Source organism: Brucella sp. JSBI001, assembly GCF_026014005.1.
In the GTDB taxonomy this organism is placed as follows: Bacteria; Pseudomonadota; Alphaproteobacteria; order Rhizobiales; family Rhizobiaceae; genus Brucella; species Brucella anthropi.
This window is the reverse complement of sequence record NZ_CP110339.1, coordinates 974,590-993,032: the sequence shown is the minus strand read 5'-3', so window position 1 is coordinate 993,032 and position 18,443 is coordinate 974,590. Positions and strand designations below refer to the sequence as shown.

The window sequence follows — 18,443 nt, the reverse complement described above, 5'->3', positions numbered from 1 at the left end:
TATCCTGGCAAGAGCGTTCACACTTTTGCTGGAAATGCCTCGCACATTTTAGCGATAACGAATCAGGGGAACTTCATTCATGCAGCTTTATTCCAGACCTCTTTCCCCTTACTCGGCCTTTGTCCGCGGGGTTCTTTACCTGAAGGACCTGTCGTTCAAGCCGATGAACATGCCCTACCCGTTCCCAGCCGATTTCGGCAATATCACACCGCTCCGCCGCGTTCCCGTGCTGATTACCAGTTCCGGAGAAACGCTGTACGAAGGGACGGTGATCGCCGAATATCTCGAAGATCATTTCCGGAAATATCCGTGCTGCCCGGAACGCCGCGCGAGCGCGCACTTATTCGCCTCCTTGCCCGCGTGACGGAACTGGACGTGCTTGGACCCGCGATGAAGCTTTTCATCCTTTTGAGCAAGCCCGAGCGCGACAATGCAAGCATCGAACGCCTGTTCGAAAAGATGCATACCGGCCTGAAAGTGGTCGAAAGCCGTCTCTCGGACAAAGCCTATGCCGCCGGAGACGAGCCGACCCTTGCAGATTGCTGGCTGTTGCCGGTGCGTTTCCTGATGGAACCGTTGAAGAAACTCTCGGGCAAAGCGGATTTGCTGGACGAATTCCCGAAATTCGATGCATATGCAGCCAAGGCAAAACAGCATCCGGTTTTTGAGCGCATCTGGAACGAGATGGATGACGGACTGAAAGCTTTCATGCCGCAACTAGCCTGACACTGTTTACCCCCACCTCTCATGCGTGCCTTTTGAAGGCACGCACCATCGGAGCCCCTCCTTGAAGACCAAGACTTTCGCTCTTCTGGCCCTCCCGGCCGTTGCATTGCTTGTAGCCTGCACTTCCAGCAAGCCCACGGGGCCTATCGCCGTCGACGCCAGCAAGGCGGCACTACCAACCATGGAGCGCATCGCGCTGGCAGCAAATAGCTGCTGGTTCAAATCCAAGGACAAGGATTTCCGCGGTTACTCACTCGCGCCGGAACTGAATTCCTTCACCGGACGTCCGCGCATTCTGGTCGTGCCCGCCCGCAATCCGGCATTACGTCCGCTGCTCGTCGTGCAGGCGCAAGGCAATCCTGCACGCGTCGAAGCTTTCGGTCCCATGATGCAGGAAAGCCATGGCGGCAGGATCGCCGCCGACGTCAACCGCTGGGCTTCAGGCCAGAGCGGTTGCCAGTAATCAAGCTGTCGCGGAAAGCTGCTTTCCGCGACATGCTTCAACGCAAGTGAAAACGCACCTTACGCGCTTCGCGCTCTGCTTCGTCGCGCTGTAGTCCGATATCGCGCAACTGATCGTCGGTCAGTTCGCCGAGGGCGATCCGACTGCGCCGCAGCATCATTCGATAAGACATCCAATCCAGAGCCTTTCCAGCAAAAGTGCGAAGCGTCTTCGCAGGGAAATCAGTCCGCTGGACTGATTTCTTTTCCAGCTTCGATGCGTAAGAACAAAAAGAGACAACGCGCCGTACATATCCGATCTGCGGTTGGGATGCCGCCATCAGATTGACCTGCAAAGCTTTTGGCAAATCCGTAATGCTATCAGCCACGGGCACAGGAAGAATTGTATCTATTGTCTCGGTCTGCGGTCTAAAGTAAAACATTGGCTCGGTCCATTTCATTGCCAGTTGGGCCAGTTGGGAGCTGGGAAGCAGTCGAGACAAACCTTATGTTTAGCTCGATGTCTGCATTGTCACCAAGTAGCGACGAATTGACTCTACAATTGACTTGGCAATAGGTACAATTTATAAGTTGTCACCATGACAAATTGGATTCCAGACCTTGCCGGTAAATCCGGTCCATTTTACCTGCAGCTCGCCGATGCCATCGAAGAAGCCATCGGGAATGGTGGATTGCCAGCGGGTATCAAACTTCCGCCACAGCGCAATCTCGCATTCGACTTGAAGGTGACAATCGGCACAATCGGTCGCGCCTATGCGCTGGCCCATGAACGCGGTCTCGTGACGGGCGAAGTCGGTCGAGGAACTTACGTTCTGGGCGAAGAACCGGCAGACAATGCGCTGACCGCCTCTGGCATTGCCGGTACAAAGCCTGCTGATGTCCCTTCTGGGAAAATACGTTTCGACACGACTGCGGCGCCGGATGTCGGCCAGCATGAAGTTCTGGCCAAAATCAATGCCGACATTCATCGGGATTTTCCGCAGGATATTGCGAGCTATTCGCGCTATTTTCCGCAGCACTGGCTGGAAGCCGGGCAGAAATGGCTTTCGCGAGCCGACTGGCGACCAGATCTTGACAGCATTGTCGTTACAAATGGGGCGCAGGCTGCGAGCATCGCCATCATCACGGCCTTCACGAATCCGGGCGATCGCATCCTGTTCGAAAATCTGACCTATGCGCAGATCAGCCGCTCCGTGCGCCTTCTCGGGCGCCGTACCATTCAGGCCGGTCTGGATGAATACGGTCTGATCCCGGAAGAATTCGAACGAGCCTGCCGCCAGCAGCATCCGACCCTCGCCTTTTTGATGCCGACGCTGCACAATCCGACCCTGTCCGTCATGCCGGAAGAACGCCGTCGTGCAATCGCCGACATCGCAAGGCGTTACAATGTCTGGCTTATCGAAGACGATATCTATGGCATCATGTGCGACAGCCAGATTCCACCCTTGGCAAGTTTTGCGCCTGAACGCACATTCGTCGTCTCCGGTCTGTCAAAGGCCGTTGCCGCAGGCATACGCAGCGGATGGGTCGCCTGCCCTGCGCATTGCGCCCAACGCGTGAAGGTAACGCACAAGATGGTCACAGGCGGCGCAGCGTTCCTGCTCGCTGAAACCGGCGCTCAGCTGGTGTTGTCCGGCGAGGCAGACGCCATTCACAGCAAATGCCGCGAAGAAACGGGCATTCGCGAAAAGATGGCGCGAGAAATCTTCGACGGTTTCGATTTCGTATCCCGTCCGACAGTTCCATTCCTGTGGATGGGGCTGCCCGAGCCGTGGCTTTCGGGCACGTTCAAGGCCGCCGCCTATGAAAGCGGAATCCTGATCGACGACGAAGATGAGTTCAAGGCCGGACGTGTCGATCAGATCTATCACCGGGTCCGCGTTGCCTTCTCGTCTCCGGCTGATCGCAGTGTCGTCGAAAACAGTTTTCTGACACTCCGTCGCCTGCTCGAAAACGAACAGGCAGGATATGAAGGGAGTGTCTGACAGGCTCGGTCTCTTTTTATCGTTATTGATATAGGATTGAGGCTGGGAAAGCGGCATTTTCCTGTCGCACTTCATGAAAACTTAGGTTAAAGAGGCGCCTTGAAACCTTAGGTATCCAGCCTTCGGCAGAAGGTTTTCGGGTGCCGCAGCCTGCGACGGGGTTCCCCATTTCCATGACTATTTCCAATACGCGAGACATCACGCCGGAATTGATCGAAGCGCATGGTCTTAAGCCGGACGAGTATCAGCGCATTCTTGATCTGATCGGACGCGAGCCCACCTTCACAGAGCTCGGGATTTTCTCGGCGATGTGGAACGAGCATTGCTCCTACAAGTCCTCCAAGAAATGGCTTCGCACGCTTCCGACAACCGGACCGCGCGTTATTCAGGGCCCTGGCGAAAACGCAGGCGTGGTGGACATCGGCGATGGCGATTGCGTCGTCTTCAAGATGGAAAGCCACAACCATCCGTCCTACATCGAGCCCTATCAGGGTGCAGCGACCGGCGTTGGCGGCATTTTGCGCGACGTGTTCACCATGGGCGCGCGTCCCGTCGCGGCAATGAATGCGCTCCGCTTTGGCGAACCGGATCATCCGAAGACCCGCCATCTGGTATCTGGCGTCGTGTCGGGCGTCGGCGGCTATGGAAATGCCTTCGGCGTGCCGACCGTTGGTGGCGAAGTGAACTTCGACAAGCGCTATAACGGCAATATCCTCGTCAATGCCTTTGCTGCCGGTCTTGCCAAGCATGATGGCATCTTCCTGTCGGAAGCCAAGGGCGTCGGCCTGCCGGTTGTCTATCTGGGTGCCAAGACGGGCCGCGACGGTGTCGGCGGCGCGACCATGGCATCGGCTGAATTCGACGAGTCGATTGAAGAAAAGCGCCCCACCGTTCAGGTCGGCGATCCATTTACCGAAAAGTGCCTGCTCGAAGCCTGCCTTGAGCTGATGGCCTCCGGCGCGGTTATCGCCATTCAGGATATGGGTGCGGCTGGCCTCACCTGTTCGGCTGTCGAAATGGGCGCCAAGGGTGACCTCGGTATCGAACTCATTCTCGATCATGTTCCGGTGCGCGAAGAGAACATGACGGCCTACGAAATGATGCTGTCGGAAAGCCAGGAGCGCATGCTCATGGTTCTGAAGCCGGAAAAGGAAGCCGAAGCGCAGGCGATCTTCCGCAAGTGGGGTCTCGACTTCGCTATCGTTGGCAAGACGACTGACGATCTTCGTTTCCGCGTCATTCATCAGGGTGAGGAAGTCGCCAATCTGCCGATCAAGGATCTGGGCGATGAAGCACCGGAATATGATCGTCCGTGGATGGAGCCAGGCAAGCACGCGCCGCTTCCCGCGAGCAATGTGCCGCAAGTGGAAGATTACTCCACTGCCCTTCTCAAGCTGATTGGCTCGCCGGATCTTTCATCCCGTCGCTGGGTCTATGAACAGTACGATACGCTCATTCAGGGCAACTCGTTGCAGGTTCCGGGCGGCGATGCCGGTGTGATCCGCGTCGAGGGCCATGACACCAAAGCTCTCGCCTTCTCATCCGACGTGACCCCGCGCTATTGCGAAGCCGATCCATTCGAGGGTGGCAAGCAGGCCGTGGCCGAATGCTGGCGCAACATCACTGCGACTGGCGCTGAGCCGCTGGCATCGACCGACAACCTGAACTTCGGCAATCCTGAAAAGCCGGAAATCATGGGTCAGCTCGTCAAGGCCATCGAAGGCATCGGTGAAGCCTGCCGTGCGCTGGATTTCCCGATCGTTTCGGGCAATGTCTCTCTCTATAACGAAACCAACGGTCAGGCCATTCTGCCGACGCCGACCATTGCCGGCGTAGGCCTCATCCCTGACTGGACACAAACCGCCAAGATCGGTGGCATGCAGGATGGTGACACGCTGGTTCTGCTTGGTGGCGATGGCACACATCTCGGCCAGTCCATTTACCTGCGCGATCTGTTTGATCGTGCCGATGGTCCTGCCCCGACCGTCGATCTTGCGCTTGAAAAGCGTAACGGCGAGTTCGTCCGCTCGGCCATCCGCAACGGTCAGGTCACGGCATGTCATGACCTCTCCGATGGCGGCCTGGCGATTGCCGTCGCGGAAATGGCGATCAAGTCCGGTAAGGGTGCAGAGCTCGATGCCGGTGACGGTCTGCCGCACGCAGTTCTTTTCGGTGAAGATCAGGCGCGCTATGTCGTCGCGGCTACGGCGGAAATGGCAAAGCTCATTGCCCTCAATGCTGAAGGCGCAGGCGTTCCGTTCCGCGTGCTCGGCACGGTTGGCGGCGACAGCCTGAAGATTGGCAACGTCGTCGATGTCAATGTTGCCGATCTGACTGACGCCTTTGAAGGCTGGTTCCCGGGCTTCATGAGTGGCGAACCGGTCAGCGATAACTGATCGTATTTCTTACACCTGAACTCTTTGTTTTACGCATTATCCGACGCAAAGCCGCTTCGCATTTTTGCTGGAAATGCTCTAATTGCCGCCCGGATGGAACCCCTGTCCGGGCGGTTTGCTTGTCGGCTGTTTAAGCGTTAGACAGATGTTAGTTGACGTTCCACGATGGTGCGTTACGATTCGATAAAATGAGAAGAAGAAGCCGGAAACGGCGGGAGATTTTGCATGGCTATGGACGCACATGAGATCGAAAAACTGATACGCGAGGGGATTCCCGACGCAAAGGTGACGATCCGCGACCTTGCCGGAGACGGAGACCATTATGCCGCCGAGGTTGTCGCGGAAAGTTTCCGCGGCAAGTCCCGCGTGCAGCAGCACCAGATGGTCTATGATGCGCTGAAGGGTAATATGGGCGGTGTGCTGCACGCACTCGCCTTGCAGACCAGCGTACCGGAATAACGGAAGGCCGTTCTGGGGGAGCCCCATCTCGAGGAGCAAATCCTGCTGCGGCAAGATGCAGCTCCCCTTGATACGGATTTCTTGAGCATTTGACTTGCATTCGCCCCAACGGGGTGGTTACCAGCATTCAAATGACTATATTGGGAAAAACCTCCCTGTTTGCGTCGAAATTTGCCTCGACGTATTTGTTTAGCGCATAATCCTGTCCGAAAAGTCAGGCGACTTTTCGGGGTTATGCTTGGAAAGGACCGCAAATGACCGGCATCAACGATTTCATCGCGAATGAAGTGAAGACCAACGACGTCGTGCTTTTCATGAAGGGCACGCCGGGTTTCCCGCAGTGCGGTTTCTCCGGTCAGGTCGTGCAGATCCTCGACTATCTCGGTGTGGAGTATAAGGGCGTCAACGTTCTGTCTTCGGATGAACTGCGTCAGGGCATCAAGGAATATTCGAGCTGGCCAACCATTCCTCAGCTTTATGTAAAGGGCGAATTCGTCGGCGGCTGCGATATCATACGCGAAATGTTCCAATCGAGCGAGTTGCAGGCACTTTTTACCGATAAGGGTATTGCCACAAAGGCAGCTTGAGGATTAATTGCCGGTTATACGGCTTCAGCCTCACCTTTTCCAAAGGCGCCGTTCTACGGCGCCTTTTGCATTTGCTAGAGCGGTTCCAGTTAAAACGGAGTCGCTGGAATCGCTCTAAGTATTTTTCCGTCGCATTATCCTACGCAAAACCGCTTCGCACTTTTGCTGGAAATGCTCTAGATGCTGCAACGACAGATTTTCATCTGTCTGCTTCTGCTTTCTAAATTTTGTCTTTCGTATCGTGTCTCGCGACGCGATGCGCCACTTTGCCAAGGAATGCCAGTCATGCCGCTCGACATCAAGAACGGTTCGTCGGACCAGAAGACTTCCATGCGTGGACGCGGCGAATTCATCGCGCTCATCGCGGCGATCATGGCCATCAATGCGCTGGCGGTCGACATCATGCTGCCCGGCCTGCCGCAGATCGGTGCAAGCCTCGGCGTTCAGTCGGAAAACCACGTCCAGTTCGTGATCACTGCCTATCTGCTCGGGTTTGGCGTTTCGCAGCTCTTCTACGGCCCCTTGAGCGACCGCTTCGGCCGCAGGCTGCCGCTGTTCGCCGGGCTCGTCATTTATATTCTGGCAGCTCTGGGAGCGGCCATCGTCACCGATTTCACGACGCTTATCATCCTGCGTGTCTTGCAGGGGCTTGGCGCTGCTGCCACGCGCGTGATCGCCGTATCCGTCGTTCGCGACAAGTTCGCCGGGCGTCAGATGGCCGAGGTCATGTCGCTCGTCATGATGGTTTTCATGATCCTGCCCGTTGTTGCGCCCGCAACCGGCCAGCTCATCATGCTTTTCGGCGAATGGCACCTGATCTTTCTGTCAATGGCTTTCATGGCATTTGTCATCGGTATCTGGGCGTTTCTTCGCCTGCCCGAGACCCTGCCTGCTACCAACCGGCGCCCGCTGACGGTCAAGAGCGTGATTGGCGGTTTCGGCATCGTTCTTTCGAACCGCGTCGCCCTGTTTTATATGCTCGGCACCTCGTTCATTCTCGGCGCGCTGTTCGGCTATATCAACTCGGCTCAGCAGATTTTCGTCGACATCTACAAGCTCGGCGCCTTGTTCCCATTGGCTTTCGCTGCCGTCGCCATGACGCTGGCGCTCGCCTCGTTCATGAACTCGCGCCTGGTCGGTCGTTACGGTATGCGGCGAATTTCCCAGACCATGTTGCTGGTCTTCACCAGCTTCAGCCTTTTGTGGATGGTACTTTCGGTCACGATGGAAGGCCCTGTTCCCTTCCCGATCCTGATGGCGATCTACATGACCATCATGTTCTCGTTCAGCCTCGTGACCGCCAATTTCAACGCACTGGCGATGGAGCCTCTCGGCGAAGTAGCCGGAACAGCCTCGTCCGTTCTGGGCTTTGCTCAAACGGTGATCGGTGCAGCATTGGGCGCGATTATCGGTCAGGCCTTTGACGGCACCACAACGCCGGTTGCAACCGGCTATTGCGTGCTCGGATTCGTCGCGCTCGGCTGCGTTTTGATAGCCGAACGCGGACGGTTGTTCAGGGTGCAAAACCCGCCCGCAGAACACGTGATCTGATCGATTTCGCGATGCCAAAACAATGAAGGCCCGCCGATGTAGCGGGCCTTTCGTATTGGATAATACTCTGACGGTTTTATTCTTCCCAGAGCGCGGCGTGAATGGATTGCCAGCTGTCCTTGCTGGGCGCAGCCAGAATGCCGCCGCCGGTATGTGACGGCAGATAATCGCTTCCATCCCAGCGCGCGAGATAGCCACCGGCTTCCTGATGGATCAGCGCACCGGGCAGATGATCCCACGGCATCAGCTTGTTGTAGACCACGAAATGCGCGCCGCCTGTGGCGAGGATGCGATATTCGTGCGCTGCACAGCGATAGCCGATCTGGGACAGAAATTTCGTATGATTACGCGCCAGACGCGACCGTGTCGGCTCAGCCGTATACTGCCAGGAAATCGAACCGGTCATCTGGTTGATAGAAGTCGGTTCGGCAACGCCGACCTTGCTCACATCTCCATTGGCGTGGCGGATGTAGCTTCCGCCTCCCTTTGAAGCCATGATCCAGTCATTACCGACGGGGTCATGAATGATACCCGCAACGGTTTCGCCTTTCAACACCACCGCAAGCATGACACCAAAGAGCGGAACACCAGATGCAAAGTTGAAAGTGCCATCGACCGGATCGATTGTGAAGGCAAGCTCCGCATCATCGAGGCCGGTCAGCAAAGCCGGATTGTCCGAGCAGGCTTCCTCACCGACGATCACCGCATCGGCAAAGCGTTCCTTGAGCTTGGCAGTGATGAACCGTTCAGCATTGACATCCGCTTCCGTCACCAGATCGGCGGGTGACGTCTTCTGCCGGATATCACCGACGTCCAGCCTGCGAAACCGGGGCATGATTTCCTGACGCGCCGCATCTGCCAGCAAATCGGCCAGCCAGTCCATCTGTCCTTCGTCAAACCGCATGGTCACCCTCTCCCTCGCCATTCAGCATCAGTCCTGCAAAATCGAACAGTTTGCGATCCAGCAAATGGCTCGGACGCACATTCGTCATGGCACGGATCATCGTGTCCTTGCGCCCCGGCATACGCTTTTCGATGTCGGTCAGCATGGCTTTCATCGCATTGCGCTGCAGCCCTTCCTGACTGCCGCACAGGTCGCATGGAATGATCGGAAACTGCATGGCCGTCGCAAATTTCTCCAGATCGTCCTCCGCCGCATAAGCCAGCGGACGGAACACCATCAGGTCTCCTTCGTCGTTCAACAGCTTCGGCGGCATCGCAGCCAGACGCCCGCCGTGAAACAGGTTCATGAAGAAGGTTTCGAGAATATCTTCCCGGTGATGGCCAAGAACAATCGCCGAACAGCCCTCTTCACGCGCGATGCGATAGAGATTCCCCCGGCGCAAACGCGAGCAGAGCGAGCAATAGGTGCTGGTTTCAGGCAGCTTATCGGTCACAATCGAATAGGTATCCTGATATTCGATACGGTGTTCGATTTCATAACGATTGAGGAAATCCGGCAGAATGTGCTTGGGAAAGTTCGGCTGCCCCTGATCCAGATTGACCGCCAGCAGCTCAACCGGCAGCAGGCCGCGCCATTTGAGATCGAGCAGCAGCGCAAGCAGGCCATAGGAATCCTTGCCACCCGAAAGGCAGACCATCCAGCGCTCGCCGGGCTTCACCATCGAGAAATCCTCGATAGCCTGCCGCGTCAAACGCAAAAGACGTTTACGCAGCTTGTTGAACTCGACCGTGGTCGGCACATCGCGGAATAGCGGGTGACAGCCATCGCTGCCCGCGTCTTCTGCAATATCTGGATCGAAAGCGTTCATGGTGCTTCCCGGAAAAACGATTGAAGATGTTGAAGGCTTAATAGCGAAAACTGGCTGTCGGGAAAACCGTCAAACAAGATTTCTTTATGATTGCGTGCATCAGCACACGTCGACCACCGTTTGCCAGCAAAAATGTATGAGTGTTTGCAGCTGCCTTTTGCTCTAGAACTCATGCAGGCATTCACGGATGAGATATCTATGGCTCAGTATGTTGGTTCTATAAGTGTTCTTCGGCGAAAGCCGCACATCATCGCGCTCCGAAAACTGTCCTTACTGTTATTCATTGGAGCATTGTTGTCGGCCTGCGCCACATATCATTCCGACCGGCAGATTGACGATACGCTCGGCCCTCCTGGCCCCATAGCCAAAGTGCCGGGATAAAAGCAAAGAAAAAGCCGCGCTGCAGTACAGCGCGGCTTTTCGATTTCGGCACATATCCAGCGCGCCAGAGCGCGCCTGGAATTAACGCGAATAGAATTCGACGACCAGGTTCGGTTCCATCTGGACAGCGTAAGGCACATCCGTCAGGGTCGGAACGCGGGAGTACGTCGCAACCAGCTTGTTGTGGTCGACTTCGATGTAATCCGGAACATCACGTTCTGCGAGCTGAACAGCTTCGAGAACGATAACCAGCTGCTTCGACTTTTCGCGAACTTCAACAACGTCACCGGTCTTCAGGCGGTAGGACTGAACGTTGACGCGGCGACCATTCACATTCACGTGGCCGTGATTGATGAACTGGCGGGCAGCAAAGATCGTCGGAACGAACTTGGCGCGATACACAACTGCGTCAAGACGCGATTCCAGCAGACCGATCAGGTTTTCACCGGTGTCGCCCTTGCGGCGAGCGGCTTCTTCGTAGGTCTTGCGGAACTGCTTTTCGGAGATATCGCCGTAGAAGCCCTTGAGCTTCTGCTTTGCGCGGAGCTGTACACCGAAGTCCGACAGCTTGCCCTTGCGGCGCTGGCCGTGCTGGCCCGGGCCATATTCACGGCGGTTTACAGGGGACTTCGGACGGCCCCAGATGTTTTCGCCAAGACGGCGATCAATTTTGTACTTAGCGGATTCGCGCTTGCTCATCGCATTTCCTTCAAAAGGTTATAGCGCCCGGAGGCGCTGGAGGAAACGCGCCCTCCTCTGCCCTCCGTTTGAGAGGACTGACAGGATGAAGCGCGCGAGCGCAATCTTCATCCACGGGACACGTCAAATGAAACGCCGGTGCGAGAACGCGCCAGCGATGGGCGGCTTTTAGTCATGCAGCTGTTATCTTGTCAAGCTCAAGTAGTCGAAAAAGCCTGAAAAACCGGACCGCTGAGGGTGTTTCCTACCATTTGCTACGACCTGCCATCAAGCGTGAAGGAACGCCATCGCCTGTTTCATCATTAGTCATGACGGATCCGCAATTCATGAGGCATCAATGGCTTTGTCTTTTTTCCTGCCCGGCAAGGGTGCATTCACCGCTCTGATTGCCTTGGGCCTTGTTGCGATGCCGTGTTTTTTAGGCATCGATTCCAATCAAGCACAGGCGCAAACTTTCATCGAACGCATCCTGAAACAGGACGCCCAAAAGGCAAAACAGCATCGCAAACGCCCGGCGGTAAAGCGCAGCCAAAAGAAACCGGCTTCGAAACAGCAAACGGCAACGCAATCTGAAAGCGCTCCGGCAAAAGCCGAAACCAAACCTGCTCCCATGATACCCGTTCCGACGCCTGCCCCTCGCCCGGAAAATACAGCAACCAAGGGGGCAGAACCGGAAACTCCACCCATTCCAACGGAAAAGCCGGAGGCAGAACCCCAAAATCAACCGCTGGCCAAGCCTGCTCCTACAACCCCGACCCAGGCAGACCCGCCAAAACCGGCTGATGATCCGAAGCCGATGGACGAAAAACTGCAAGAAACGAAACCCGCCCCCGATCAACAGCCAAAGCCGGAAAAGGACGAGCGCGTCTATCAGGTATCCTGCCCGGCGCTGATATCCGGCGATGTAGAGGGCAAGCTGCTGCCTCCGATCAAGGATGGCGAACAATGCGGCGCTCACTCTCCGTTGTCACTGACCGCCATTGGCAAGGACGCCCCTTTGAAATTTGCCAATGCCGTCACCACAAATTGCGCAATGGCGGTCACGCTGGCGCAGTGGAGCAGCGAGGTGACCAAGGCAGCCAAAGATGTTTATGGACCGGATTCGAAAATCGCTGAAATCGGCACCGGCTCGGACTACCAGTGCCGGAAGGTCAACGGCGCGTCCACAGGACGCGTTTCCGAACACGCCTTTGCCAACGCGCTCGACATCATGTCGTTCAAGTTTTCGGATGGCAGCAAGACGGAACTGGAAAGCGGCTGGAACGGCACCGACAAGGAGAAGGCTTTCTGGCGCGCCGTGCATAGCGCGAGCTGCAAGCTTTTCATGACGGTAATCGGCCCGGACGGTGATGCCGCACATCGCACCAACATGCATCTCGACCAAGGCTGCCACGGCAAATCCTGTCTTGCGCGCATCTGCCAATAAGATATCGTCGTAACCGTTGGAAATTCATAAAAAAATCAGAATCGCGTCTGTAGTCTCTATTTCATTATCGATTCAATTCCGCCGCCCGCCACCGAGCGACGGGTTTCCAGAAGGACATGGGCATGAAATCGACCAAGTTTATAATTTCTGCAATTTTAGCACTGGGCTTCACCACCGCCGCGAATGCAGATTCCGTCCCGAAAAGATCGAAGGATTTTACGGGCAACTATCAGACACTCGTGAAGGATCAGCAAGCGGCTCCACAGGTCGCGGATTGCGTTGCCAGCGCTTATGATTACGTCAAGAAAAGTAAAAAATATGATCGTCTCGGCTTCACCAAAGATGACATCTCTTCGGCAGAAACCAATGATAAGTCTGCGAAATTCAGCACCAGCGATCCACGCAAGGTTTCGGCTGTCATCTCGGTTCCCGGTGAAGCACGAACCAAAGGCGCATCAACAAAATGGGATAGCGTCACGCTGCGCTGCGGCATTACCGATGGCAAGCTGAAAGCAATCGAGCTGGCTCCGAACAAATCTGGCAAGTAACCATCTGGCCAATGCGGCGAGTGCCCGACGGCGCTCGCCAATTCTATTCAGTGTTTTTTCTTGTCATCTACGTGTTCCGGCAAGCCTTTGCGCTTTGTCTCGGCAAATTCCTCTAGTTCCTTCTCGGTCATCGATTCATACATTTCCTTCGACGCACCGAAGAGTTCGCTTTTCTTGATTTCACCGCGTTTGGCAGCAAGCGCAGCGCCAGCGGCTTTCTGTTGGGCCTGGGATTTCGCGGGCATCAGACTTCTCCTGTTTGAAAGACAAACGCAAACGGACTAAGGCCGGTTCCTTTTTATTCAATGCTTCCATCAAAACGTGAGCGGGCGTCGCGAAGAAAATCGCGGTTCCTGACGGCCCATTGCCCCAGCACGTCGATAGGCACAGCAAGAGAGTGTCCAAGTTCAGTCAGCGAATACTCCACTTCGGGCGGAGAAGTCGGGCGCACACGTCGAGACACGAGGCCATCCCGCTCCAGCGATCGTAGCGTAACGGTCAGCATGCGCTGTGAAATACCCTCAATGGTCCGTCGCAACGCATTGAAACGCATCGAGCCTTCCTGAAGATTGAAAATGACGAGAATGCTCCACGTGTCGCCAACCCGATCCAGCACTTCACGGATCGGGCAAGAACCGTCACCATCGTTTTCGAAGGCAGGTGTCGACGAAAGCAAAGGTGTTTTCCCGTCAGGGCGCGTCGGTATTGTCATCTTTTTCTCCACAAAAACCGGTTGGCAGACCGGCGTTTTCTCCATCGGTCAAGTTAGAGATTTTCACCAGATTACGCATCAGCCACGCGTCATAACATTTGTAAAAACAATTAGTTAGAGCAGCTTCATCGTTCTGTTTCGACCGGAGCATCTCTGAACACTTGCCTTTGAAGCGGTTACTTCGGTGTATCCTGCTCATGTAAAAGTGCGTTCTTCACAAGCATGATGGCATCACATATGTAGTTATCAGAAATAACCTGATTATGAAACATACCTTAATTCGTTTGATACGAGAAGGTCGAAAAAAGGAGAATGCCATGACCAAGATCGCACTGATCGGCGCAACGGGTTTCGTAGGCGCTGCAATCCTCAAGGAAGCTGCTGCACGCGGCGGCAAGGTTACTGCACTCGTTCGTCATCCGGAGAAAGTCGAAAAACTGCCTGATGTGATGGCGGTAAAGGCCGACGTGTTCGATACCGACGCGCTTGCAAAGCAGCTTGCAGGGCATGACATCGTGATTTCCGCCTACAATCCGGGCTGGAGCGACAAGGACATCCGCGAAAAGCACATCAACGGCAGCCGTTCCATCACGGAAGCCACCAAAAAAGCAGGCATCAAGCGTCTTATAGCAGTCGGCGGCGCAGGTAGCCTTTCGATCAATGGTAACCAGTTGGTCGACTCGCCGGAATTCCCTGCCGAATGGAAGGAAGGCGCGCTCGGCGCCCGTCAGGCACTCGACGACCTGCGCGGTGAGAAAGAACTGGAATGGTCATTCGTGTCACCGGCGATCATTCTTCAGCCGGGCGAACGCACCGGGAAATATCGTCTCGGCAACGACGAACCGGTTTTCGACGACAAGGGTGAAAGCAAGATTTCAGTTGCTGATCTGGCCGTCGCCATTCTGGATGAGGCTGAAAAGAGCCAGCACATTCGCAAGCGTTTCACAGCCGCCTACTGATGCCAATCACAAAAACGCCATGTTTTCGACAGGCGTTCGCCGCAAAATCGGTGGTGAAATACGCACATCACCACCGGTTTTTCGCGTAAAAAGACCGCAAAACGGGTTCGCCTCCGTTTTGCCTCAATCAGATCGGCGCTCTCACTCACACCAGTTCCACATCCACGACGCCCTGAATGGCTTTCATGGCGCTGGCGATCTGCGGACTGACGCGATAGCGATGCGGCAGCTCGATCTCGACTTCACGCTGACCGTTATCCTTGATGACGATGAGGCTCACCTGCCCGTCGCCGCGCGTGTTGAAATGCGGTGCGATATGACGAACCGCATCGGCCGAGCGCAGGTAAAGCCGCAACGCCTTCTGCATACGGCAGGCCTCATCTTCAAGCGACTGGACCGTCTGGATACGCAAGCCTATACCTTCAGGACGGTTTTCCGCCTGAACCGTGATCACCACCGACTTGCCGCTCTCCAGAAGGTCGCGATATTGCGCCAGCCCTTCTGAAAACAGCACCGCTTCGAACTGGCCGCTGGCATCGGACAATTGCACGATACCCATCTTGTTGCCGGTGCGTGTCTTGCGCTCCTGCCGAGCAGTCACGGTGCCCGCGAGACGACCGGCATTGGCGCCGCGTTTCACGGCTGCTGAAAAATCTGCCCAGCTTTGAACACGCATGCGGTTCAGCACATCGCGATATTCATCGAGCGGGTGGGCTGACAGATAGAAGCCGACCGCCTGAAACTCCCGATGCAGCATTTCCGATGGCAGCCAGGGAGCCGCCTGCGGCAGGATAAGCGTTTCCTTCGGAGCGCCTGACAAACCAAAAATATCGGACTGACCGCTTGCGGCATTTTCCTGCGTGCGCTGGGCAAAGCCCATGATGCGGTCCATGCCCGCACTCATGGCCGGGCGCTCACGACCGAAACAATCCATCGCACCGGCATTGATGAGACTTTCCAGCACGCGCCGGTTGACGATGCGCGGATCGACCCGCTCGCAGAAATCCTCAAGGCTTTCAAAAGGTTTCTCGGCGCGCACATCGACAATATGATCGACGGCGGCCTCGCCGACGCCCTTGATGGCGGCAAGCGAATAAAAAATCTGCTTTTCGCCGACTTCAAACGGACGGAAGGACGTCATCACCGAAGGCGGCACGACCTCAATGCCCAAACGGTTCGCCTCGCGGCGGAAATCGTTGAGCTTGTCGGTGTTCGACATATCGTAGGTCATCGACGCGGCGATGAACTCGACTGGATAATGGGCCTTCATATAGGCCGTCTGGTAGGACACGATGGCATAGGCGGCGGCGTGCGACTTGTTGAAGCCGTAGTCAGCGAACTTGGCCAGCAGATCGAAGATCATGTTGGCCTGCGCCTTGTCGACACCGCCCTCAATCGCGCCATCCACGAAGCGGACGCGCTGCTTGTCCATTTCCTCGCGGATCTTCTTGCCCATGGCGCGACGCAAAAGGTCAGCTTCCCCGAGCGAATAGCCGGAAAGCACCTGTGCGATCTGCATCACCTGTTCCTGATAGACGATAACGCCCTGCGTTTCCTTGATCAGGTGATCGATCTTCGGGTGAATGGAGGCAATCTCCTCCTCACCGTTCTTGCGCGCATTATAGGTCGGGATGTTCTCCATCGGACCAGGACGATAAAGCGCCACAAGCGCGATGATATCTTCGATCCGGTCCGGGCGCATACCGAGCAGCGCCTTGCGCATACCCGCACTTTCCACCTGGAACACGCCGACGGTTTCGCCGCGCGACAACATCTCATAGGTCAGTTCGTCGTCGAGCGGCACATGGGATAGGTCAATCTCAACGCCCTTGCGCGCTACCAGTTTGACCGCCGTTTCAAGAACGGTCAGCGTCTTGAGACCAAGAAAATCGAACTTGACCAGTCCCGCCTGCTCGACCCATTTCATGTTGAACTGGGTGACAGGCATGTCGGAACGCGGATCGCGATACATCGGGACCAGTTCCGACAGCGGACGGTCACCGATCACGATACCGGCGGCATGGGTCGAGGCGTGGCGGTAAAGCCCTTCAAGCTTGAGAGCCATATCCAGCAGCCGTCCGACCACCGGCTCTTTCTCACGTTCCTCATTGATCTTCGGTTCTGTGTCGATGGCTTGTGCCAGTGACACTGGATTGGCCGGGTTTTGCGGCACCAGCTTGCAGAGACGATCGACCTGACCGTAAGGCATTTCCAGAACGCGACCGACATCGCGCAGCACAGCGCGTGCCTGCAGGGTTCCGAATGTGATGATCTGGGCTACCTGATCCCGCCCGTACTTTCCCTGCACATAGCGGATCACCTCTTCACGGCGGTCCTGACAGAAGTCGATATCGAAGTCGGGCATCGAAACGCGATCCGGGTTGAGGAAGCGTTCGAAAAGCAGCGAGAACCGCAAAGGATCGACGTCGGTAATCGTCAGCGCATAGGCGACGAGCGAACCGGCACCCGAGCCACGGCCCGGCCCGACCGGAATGCCATGGGCTTTCGCCCATTTGATAAAGTCCGCAACGATCAGGAAGTAGCCCGGGAACTTCATGCGGGTGATGATGCCGATCTCGTATTCGAGACGCTCGGCATATTGCTCTGTCGTATAGCCTTCTGCGAGACCGACGGTCTCCAGGCGCATCTTCAGGCCTTCGCGGGCCTGCCGCGCCAGCTCGTCGGCTTCCTCCTGAACGGCGGCCTCCGCGTCATCGGATTCGCCGGTAAACCGTGGCAGGATCGGTGCACGGGTCTGCGTGTACCAACTGCAACGCTCTGCAATTTCGACGGTGTTGTCGAGCGCTTCCGGCAGATCGGCAAAAAGCGCAGCCATTTCCGCACGGCTTTTCATGTGATGGTCCGGCGTCAGGCGGCGGCGATCATCGTTTGAGAGAATCTGGCCTTCCGCGATGGCAAGAAGCGCATCGTGAGCTTCGAAATCTTCCGCCTTGAGAAAGAAAGCCTCGTTGGTGGCCACCAGAGGCAGATCCATCTCATAGGCAAGCGCGACGGTCTTTGCTTCCAGCGCACGGTCGTAACCTGCCTGACGCTGCAATTCGACATAAAGCCGGTCACCAAAGGCTTCACGCAGGAAAGCAAGTCGCGCCTCTGCCCTGTCGGGACGGTCGGCGGCAAAAGCGCGACCGATTGGTCCCAATGCGCCGCCGGAAAGAACAATGACGTCTTTCGACAATGGTGGCAGCCAGCTTGCTTCGACATGCACCGGATCACCTGCCGGTGTTTCCAGAAACGCGCGACTGACGAGCCGCACGATATTCGCATAGCCCTCTTCCGTTGCAGCCAGCAGCACAACTGGAGCGAGGTCCAGCGCGACACGGCGATTGACGCTGCGGCCATTATCATTGTGATCGCCGAAGGCGATATCGACCTGACAACCGATGATGGGTTGCAGCCCGTCTTTCGATGCCTTCTGCGCAAATTCAAGCGCACCGAACAGATTATTGGTGTCGGTGACTGCGATAGCCGGCGCCTCGTCGGCAATCGCCTGTTTGATGATCTTGCCGAGCGGCAATGCGCCTTCCAGCAAGGAATAGGCCGAGTGTACCCGCAGGTGCACAAAACGTGGCGTCAAAGCACCGTCTTTTGCTGCATTACCTGCTGCTACGTCACTCATTCCATCGACCCCGATCATCTGCTGAGCCGCCCGGATGGACATACATCCGGCGCTCTAAATCCAAGCATCACGCTTTCCGAAAACCGATTCCGATTTTCGGGCCGATGCAGTAGCCGCCTGATAGCACATTGCTTGCAAGATGG

General features: G+C 56.2%; 16 protein-coding genes and 1 pseudogene. 10 read left to right on the top strand and 7 right to left on the bottom strand.

The genetic code is table 11. The features are described from left to right. Positions 1 to 79: 79 nt before the first annotated feature. A pseudogene (locus LJ361_RS04710) lies at positions 80 to 726 on the top strand (glutathione S-transferase family protein). Positions 727 to 787: 61 nt separating this feature from the next. Then, positions 788 to 1,189, top strand: coding sequence for a hypothetical protein (locus LJ361_RS04705; RefSeq protein WP_036582339.1), 402 nt, complete (start codon positions 788 to 790; stop codon positions 1,187 to 1,189). A 37-nt stretch (positions 1,190 to 1,226) separates the two neighbouring features. Here the strand turns inward: LJ361_RS04705 and LJ361_RS04700 are convergent, their stop codons facing one another. After that, a complete protein-coding gene (locus LJ361_RS04700; RefSeq protein WP_043062169.1) occupies positions 1,227 to 1,628 on the bottom strand; it encodes a DUF1127 domain-containing protein in 402 nt (133 codons plus the stop codon). 138 nt (positions 1,629 to 1,766) lie between these two features. Between LJ361_RS04700 and LJ361_RS04695 the strand changes: the two genes are divergently transcribed. The 5 genes from LJ361_RS04695 (at position 1,767) to LJ361_RS04675 (ending at position 8,166) form a co-directional block, all read left to right on the top strand. Further along, the gene (locus LJ361_RS04695; RefSeq protein WP_010661203.1) at positions 1,767 to 3,173 is read left to right on the top strand and encodes a PLP-dependent aminotransferase family protein; all 1,407 of its coding nucleotides are present in this window, start codon (positions 1,767 to 1,769) and stop codon (positions 3,171 to 3,173) included. A 173-nt stretch (positions 3,174 to 3,346) separates the two neighbouring features. Beyond that, entirely contained in the window at positions 3,347 to 5,569 is a 2,223-nt protein-coding gene (purL, locus tag LJ361_RS04690; RefSeq protein ID WP_264812793.1) for a phosphoribosylformylglycinamidine synthase subunit PurL, read from the top strand. A gap of 225 nt (positions 5,570 to 5,794) precedes the next feature. Beyond that, on the top strand, positions 5,795 to 6,028 hold the full coding sequence (locus LJ361_RS04685; RefSeq protein ID WP_006466620.1) for a BolA/IbaG family iron-sulfur metabolism protein: 234 nt from the start codon (positions 5,795 to 5,797) through the stop codon (positions 6,026 to 6,028). Between the two features lie 254 nt (positions 6,029 to 6,282). Continuing rightward, complete coding sequence (grxD, locus tag LJ361_RS04680) at positions 6,283 to 6,615, top strand: Grx4 family monothiol glutaredoxin (protein ID WP_010661201.1); 333 nt, start codon at positions 6,283 to 6,285, stop codon at positions 6,613 to 6,615. A 285-nt stretch (positions 6,616 to 6,900) separates the two neighbouring features. Then, positions 6,901 to 8,166 (top strand): multidrug effflux MFS transporter, encoded by a 1,266-nt coding sequence (locus tag LJ361_RS04675; RefSeq protein ID WP_010661200.1) that lies wholly within the window; start codon positions 6,901 to 6,903, stop codon positions 8,164 to 8,166. Positions 8,167 to 8,242: 76 nt separating this feature from the next. Here the strand turns inward: LJ361_RS04675 and LJ361_RS04670 are convergent, their stop codons facing one another. From LJ361_RS04670 to rpsD, 3 genes are all read right to left on the bottom strand, one after another. After that, a complete protein-coding gene (locus LJ361_RS04670; protein WP_264812791.1) occupies positions 8,243 to 9,070 on the bottom strand; it encodes an inositol monophosphatase family protein in 828 nt (275 codons plus the stop codon). Continuing rightward, positions 9,060 to 9,938, bottom strand: a complete 879-nt coding sequence (gene ttcA, locus LJ361_RS04665; RefSeq protein WP_012092244.1) for a tRNA 2-thiocytidine(32) synthetase TtcA — start codon at positions 9,936 to 9,938, stop codon at positions 9,060 to 9,062. Before ttcA ends, LJ361_RS04670 begins: the two co-directional genes overlap by 11 nt. 462 nt (positions 9,939 to 10,400) lie before the next feature. Further along, complete coding sequence (gene rpsD, locus LJ361_RS04660; RefSeq protein WP_010661196.1) at positions 10,401 to 11,018, bottom strand: 30S ribosomal protein S4; 618 nt, start codon at positions 11,016 to 11,018, stop codon at positions 10,401 to 10,403. 406 nt (positions 11,019 to 11,424) lie between these two features. Between rpsD and LJ361_RS04655 the strand changes: the two genes are divergently transcribed. Both LJ361_RS04655 and bspC read left to right on the top strand, forming a co-directional pair. Next, positions 11,425 to 12,444, top strand: coding sequence for an extensin family protein (locus tag LJ361_RS04655; RefSeq protein ID WP_235907511.1), 1,020 nt, complete (start codon positions 11,425 to 11,427; stop codon positions 12,442 to 12,444). A gap of 122 nt (positions 12,445 to 12,566) precedes the next feature. Further along, complete coding sequence (gene bspC / locus LJ361_RS04650; RefSeq protein ID WP_010661194.1) at positions 12,567 to 12,992, top strand: type IV secretion system effector BspC; 426 nt, start codon at positions 12,567 to 12,569, stop codon at positions 12,990 to 12,992. A 47-nt stretch (positions 12,993 to 13,039) separates the two neighbouring features. Here bspC and LJ361_RS04645 read toward each other — a convergent pair whose 3' ends face one another. Together LJ361_RS04645 and LJ361_RS04640 are read right to left on the bottom strand one after the other, a co-directional pair. Next, positions 13,040 to 13,237 (bottom strand): DUF3008 family protein, encoded by a 198-nt coding sequence (locus LJ361_RS04645; protein ID WP_029925012.1) that lies wholly within the window; start codon positions 13,235 to 13,237, stop codon positions 13,040 to 13,042. A 53-nt stretch (positions 13,238 to 13,290) separates the two neighbouring features. Then, positions 13,291 to 13,704 carry a winged helix-turn-helix transcriptional regulator gene (locus LJ361_RS04640; protein ID WP_029376244.1) on the bottom strand — a complete coding sequence of 138 codons (414 nt, stop codon included), beginning with the start codon at positions 13,702 to 13,704 and terminating at the stop codon, positions 13,291 to 13,293. Between the two features lie 317 nt (positions 13,705 to 14,021). On the opposite strand from LJ361_RS04640, the gene LJ361_RS04635 reads away from it, so the two are divergent. Next, entirely contained in the window at positions 14,022 to 14,663 is a 642-nt protein-coding gene (locus tag LJ361_RS04635) for an NAD(P)-dependent oxidoreductase (protein ID WP_226622191.1), read from the top strand. A 145-nt stretch (positions 14,664 to 14,808) separates the two neighbouring features. On the opposite strand, the gene dnaE is transcribed toward LJ361_RS04635, so the two are convergent. After that, positions 14,809 to 18,300, bottom strand: coding sequence for a DNA polymerase III subunit alpha (gene dnaE / locus LJ361_RS04630; protein ID WP_036586904.1), 3,492 nt, complete (start codon positions 18,298 to 18,300; stop codon positions 14,809 to 14,811). Positions 18,301 to 18,443: the final 143 nt, after the last annotated feature.

What these genes read in the sequence shown, in the direction of transcription:
- LJ361_RS04700 (WP_043062169.1), bottom strand. Translation starts at nt 1,628, where the DNA reads ATGAAATGGACCGAGCCAATGTTTTACTTTAGACCGCAGACCGAGACA.
- LJ361_RS04695 (WP_010661203.1), top strand. Translation starts at nt 1,767, where the DNA reads ATGACAAATTGGATTCCAGACCTTGCCGGTAAATCCGGTCCATTTTAC.
- purL (WP_264812793.1), top strand. Translation starts at nt 3,347, where the DNA reads ATGACTATTTCCAATACGCGAGACATCACGCCGGAATTGATCGAAGCG.
- LJ361_RS04685 (WP_006466620.1), top strand. Translation starts at nt 5,795, where the DNA reads ATGGCTATGGACGCACATGAGATCGAAAAACTGATACGCGAGGGGATT.
- grxD (WP_010661201.1), top strand. Translation starts at nt 6,283, where the DNA reads ATGACCGGCATCAACGATTTCATCGCGAATGAAGTGAAGACCAACGAC.
- LJ361_RS04675 (WP_010661200.1), top strand. Translation starts at nt 6,901, where the DNA reads ATGCCGCTCGACATCAAGAACGGTTCGTCGGACCAGAAGACTTCCATG.
- LJ361_RS04670 (WP_264812791.1), bottom strand. Translation starts at nt 9,070, where the DNA reads ATGCGGTTTGACGAAGGACAGATGGACTGGCTGGCCGATTTGCTGGCA.
- ttcA (WP_012092244.1), bottom strand. Translation starts at nt 9,938, where the DNA reads ATGAACGCTTTCGATCCAGATATTGCAGAAGACGCGGGCAGCGATGGC.
- rpsD (WP_010661196.1), bottom strand. Translation starts at nt 11,018, where the DNA reads ATGAGCAAGCGCGAATCCGCTAAGTACAAAATTGATCGCCGTCTTGGC.
- LJ361_RS04655 (WP_235907511.1), top strand. Translation starts at nt 11,425, where the DNA reads ATGCCGTGTTTTTTAGGCATCGATTCCAATCAAGCACAGGCGCAAACT.
- bspC (WP_010661194.1), top strand. Translation starts at nt 12,567, where the DNA reads ATGAAATCGACCAAGTTTATAATTTCTGCAATTTTAGCACTGGGCTTC.
- LJ361_RS04645 (WP_029925012.1), bottom strand. Translation starts at nt 13,237, where the DNA reads ATGCCCGCGAAATCCCAGGCCCAACAGAAAGCCGCTGGCGCTGCGCTT.
- LJ361_RS04640 (WP_029376244.1), bottom strand. Translation starts at nt 13,704, where the DNA reads ATGACAATACCGACGCGCCCTGACGGGAAAACACCTTTGCTTTCGTCG.
- LJ361_RS04635 (WP_226622191.1), top strand. Translation starts at nt 14,022, where the DNA reads ATGACCAAGATCGCACTGATCGGCGCAACGGGTTTCGTAGGCGCTGCA.
- dnaE (WP_036586904.1), bottom strand. Translation starts at nt 18,300, where the DNA reads ATGAGTGACGTAGCAGCAGGTAATGCAGCAAAAGACGGTGCTTTGACG.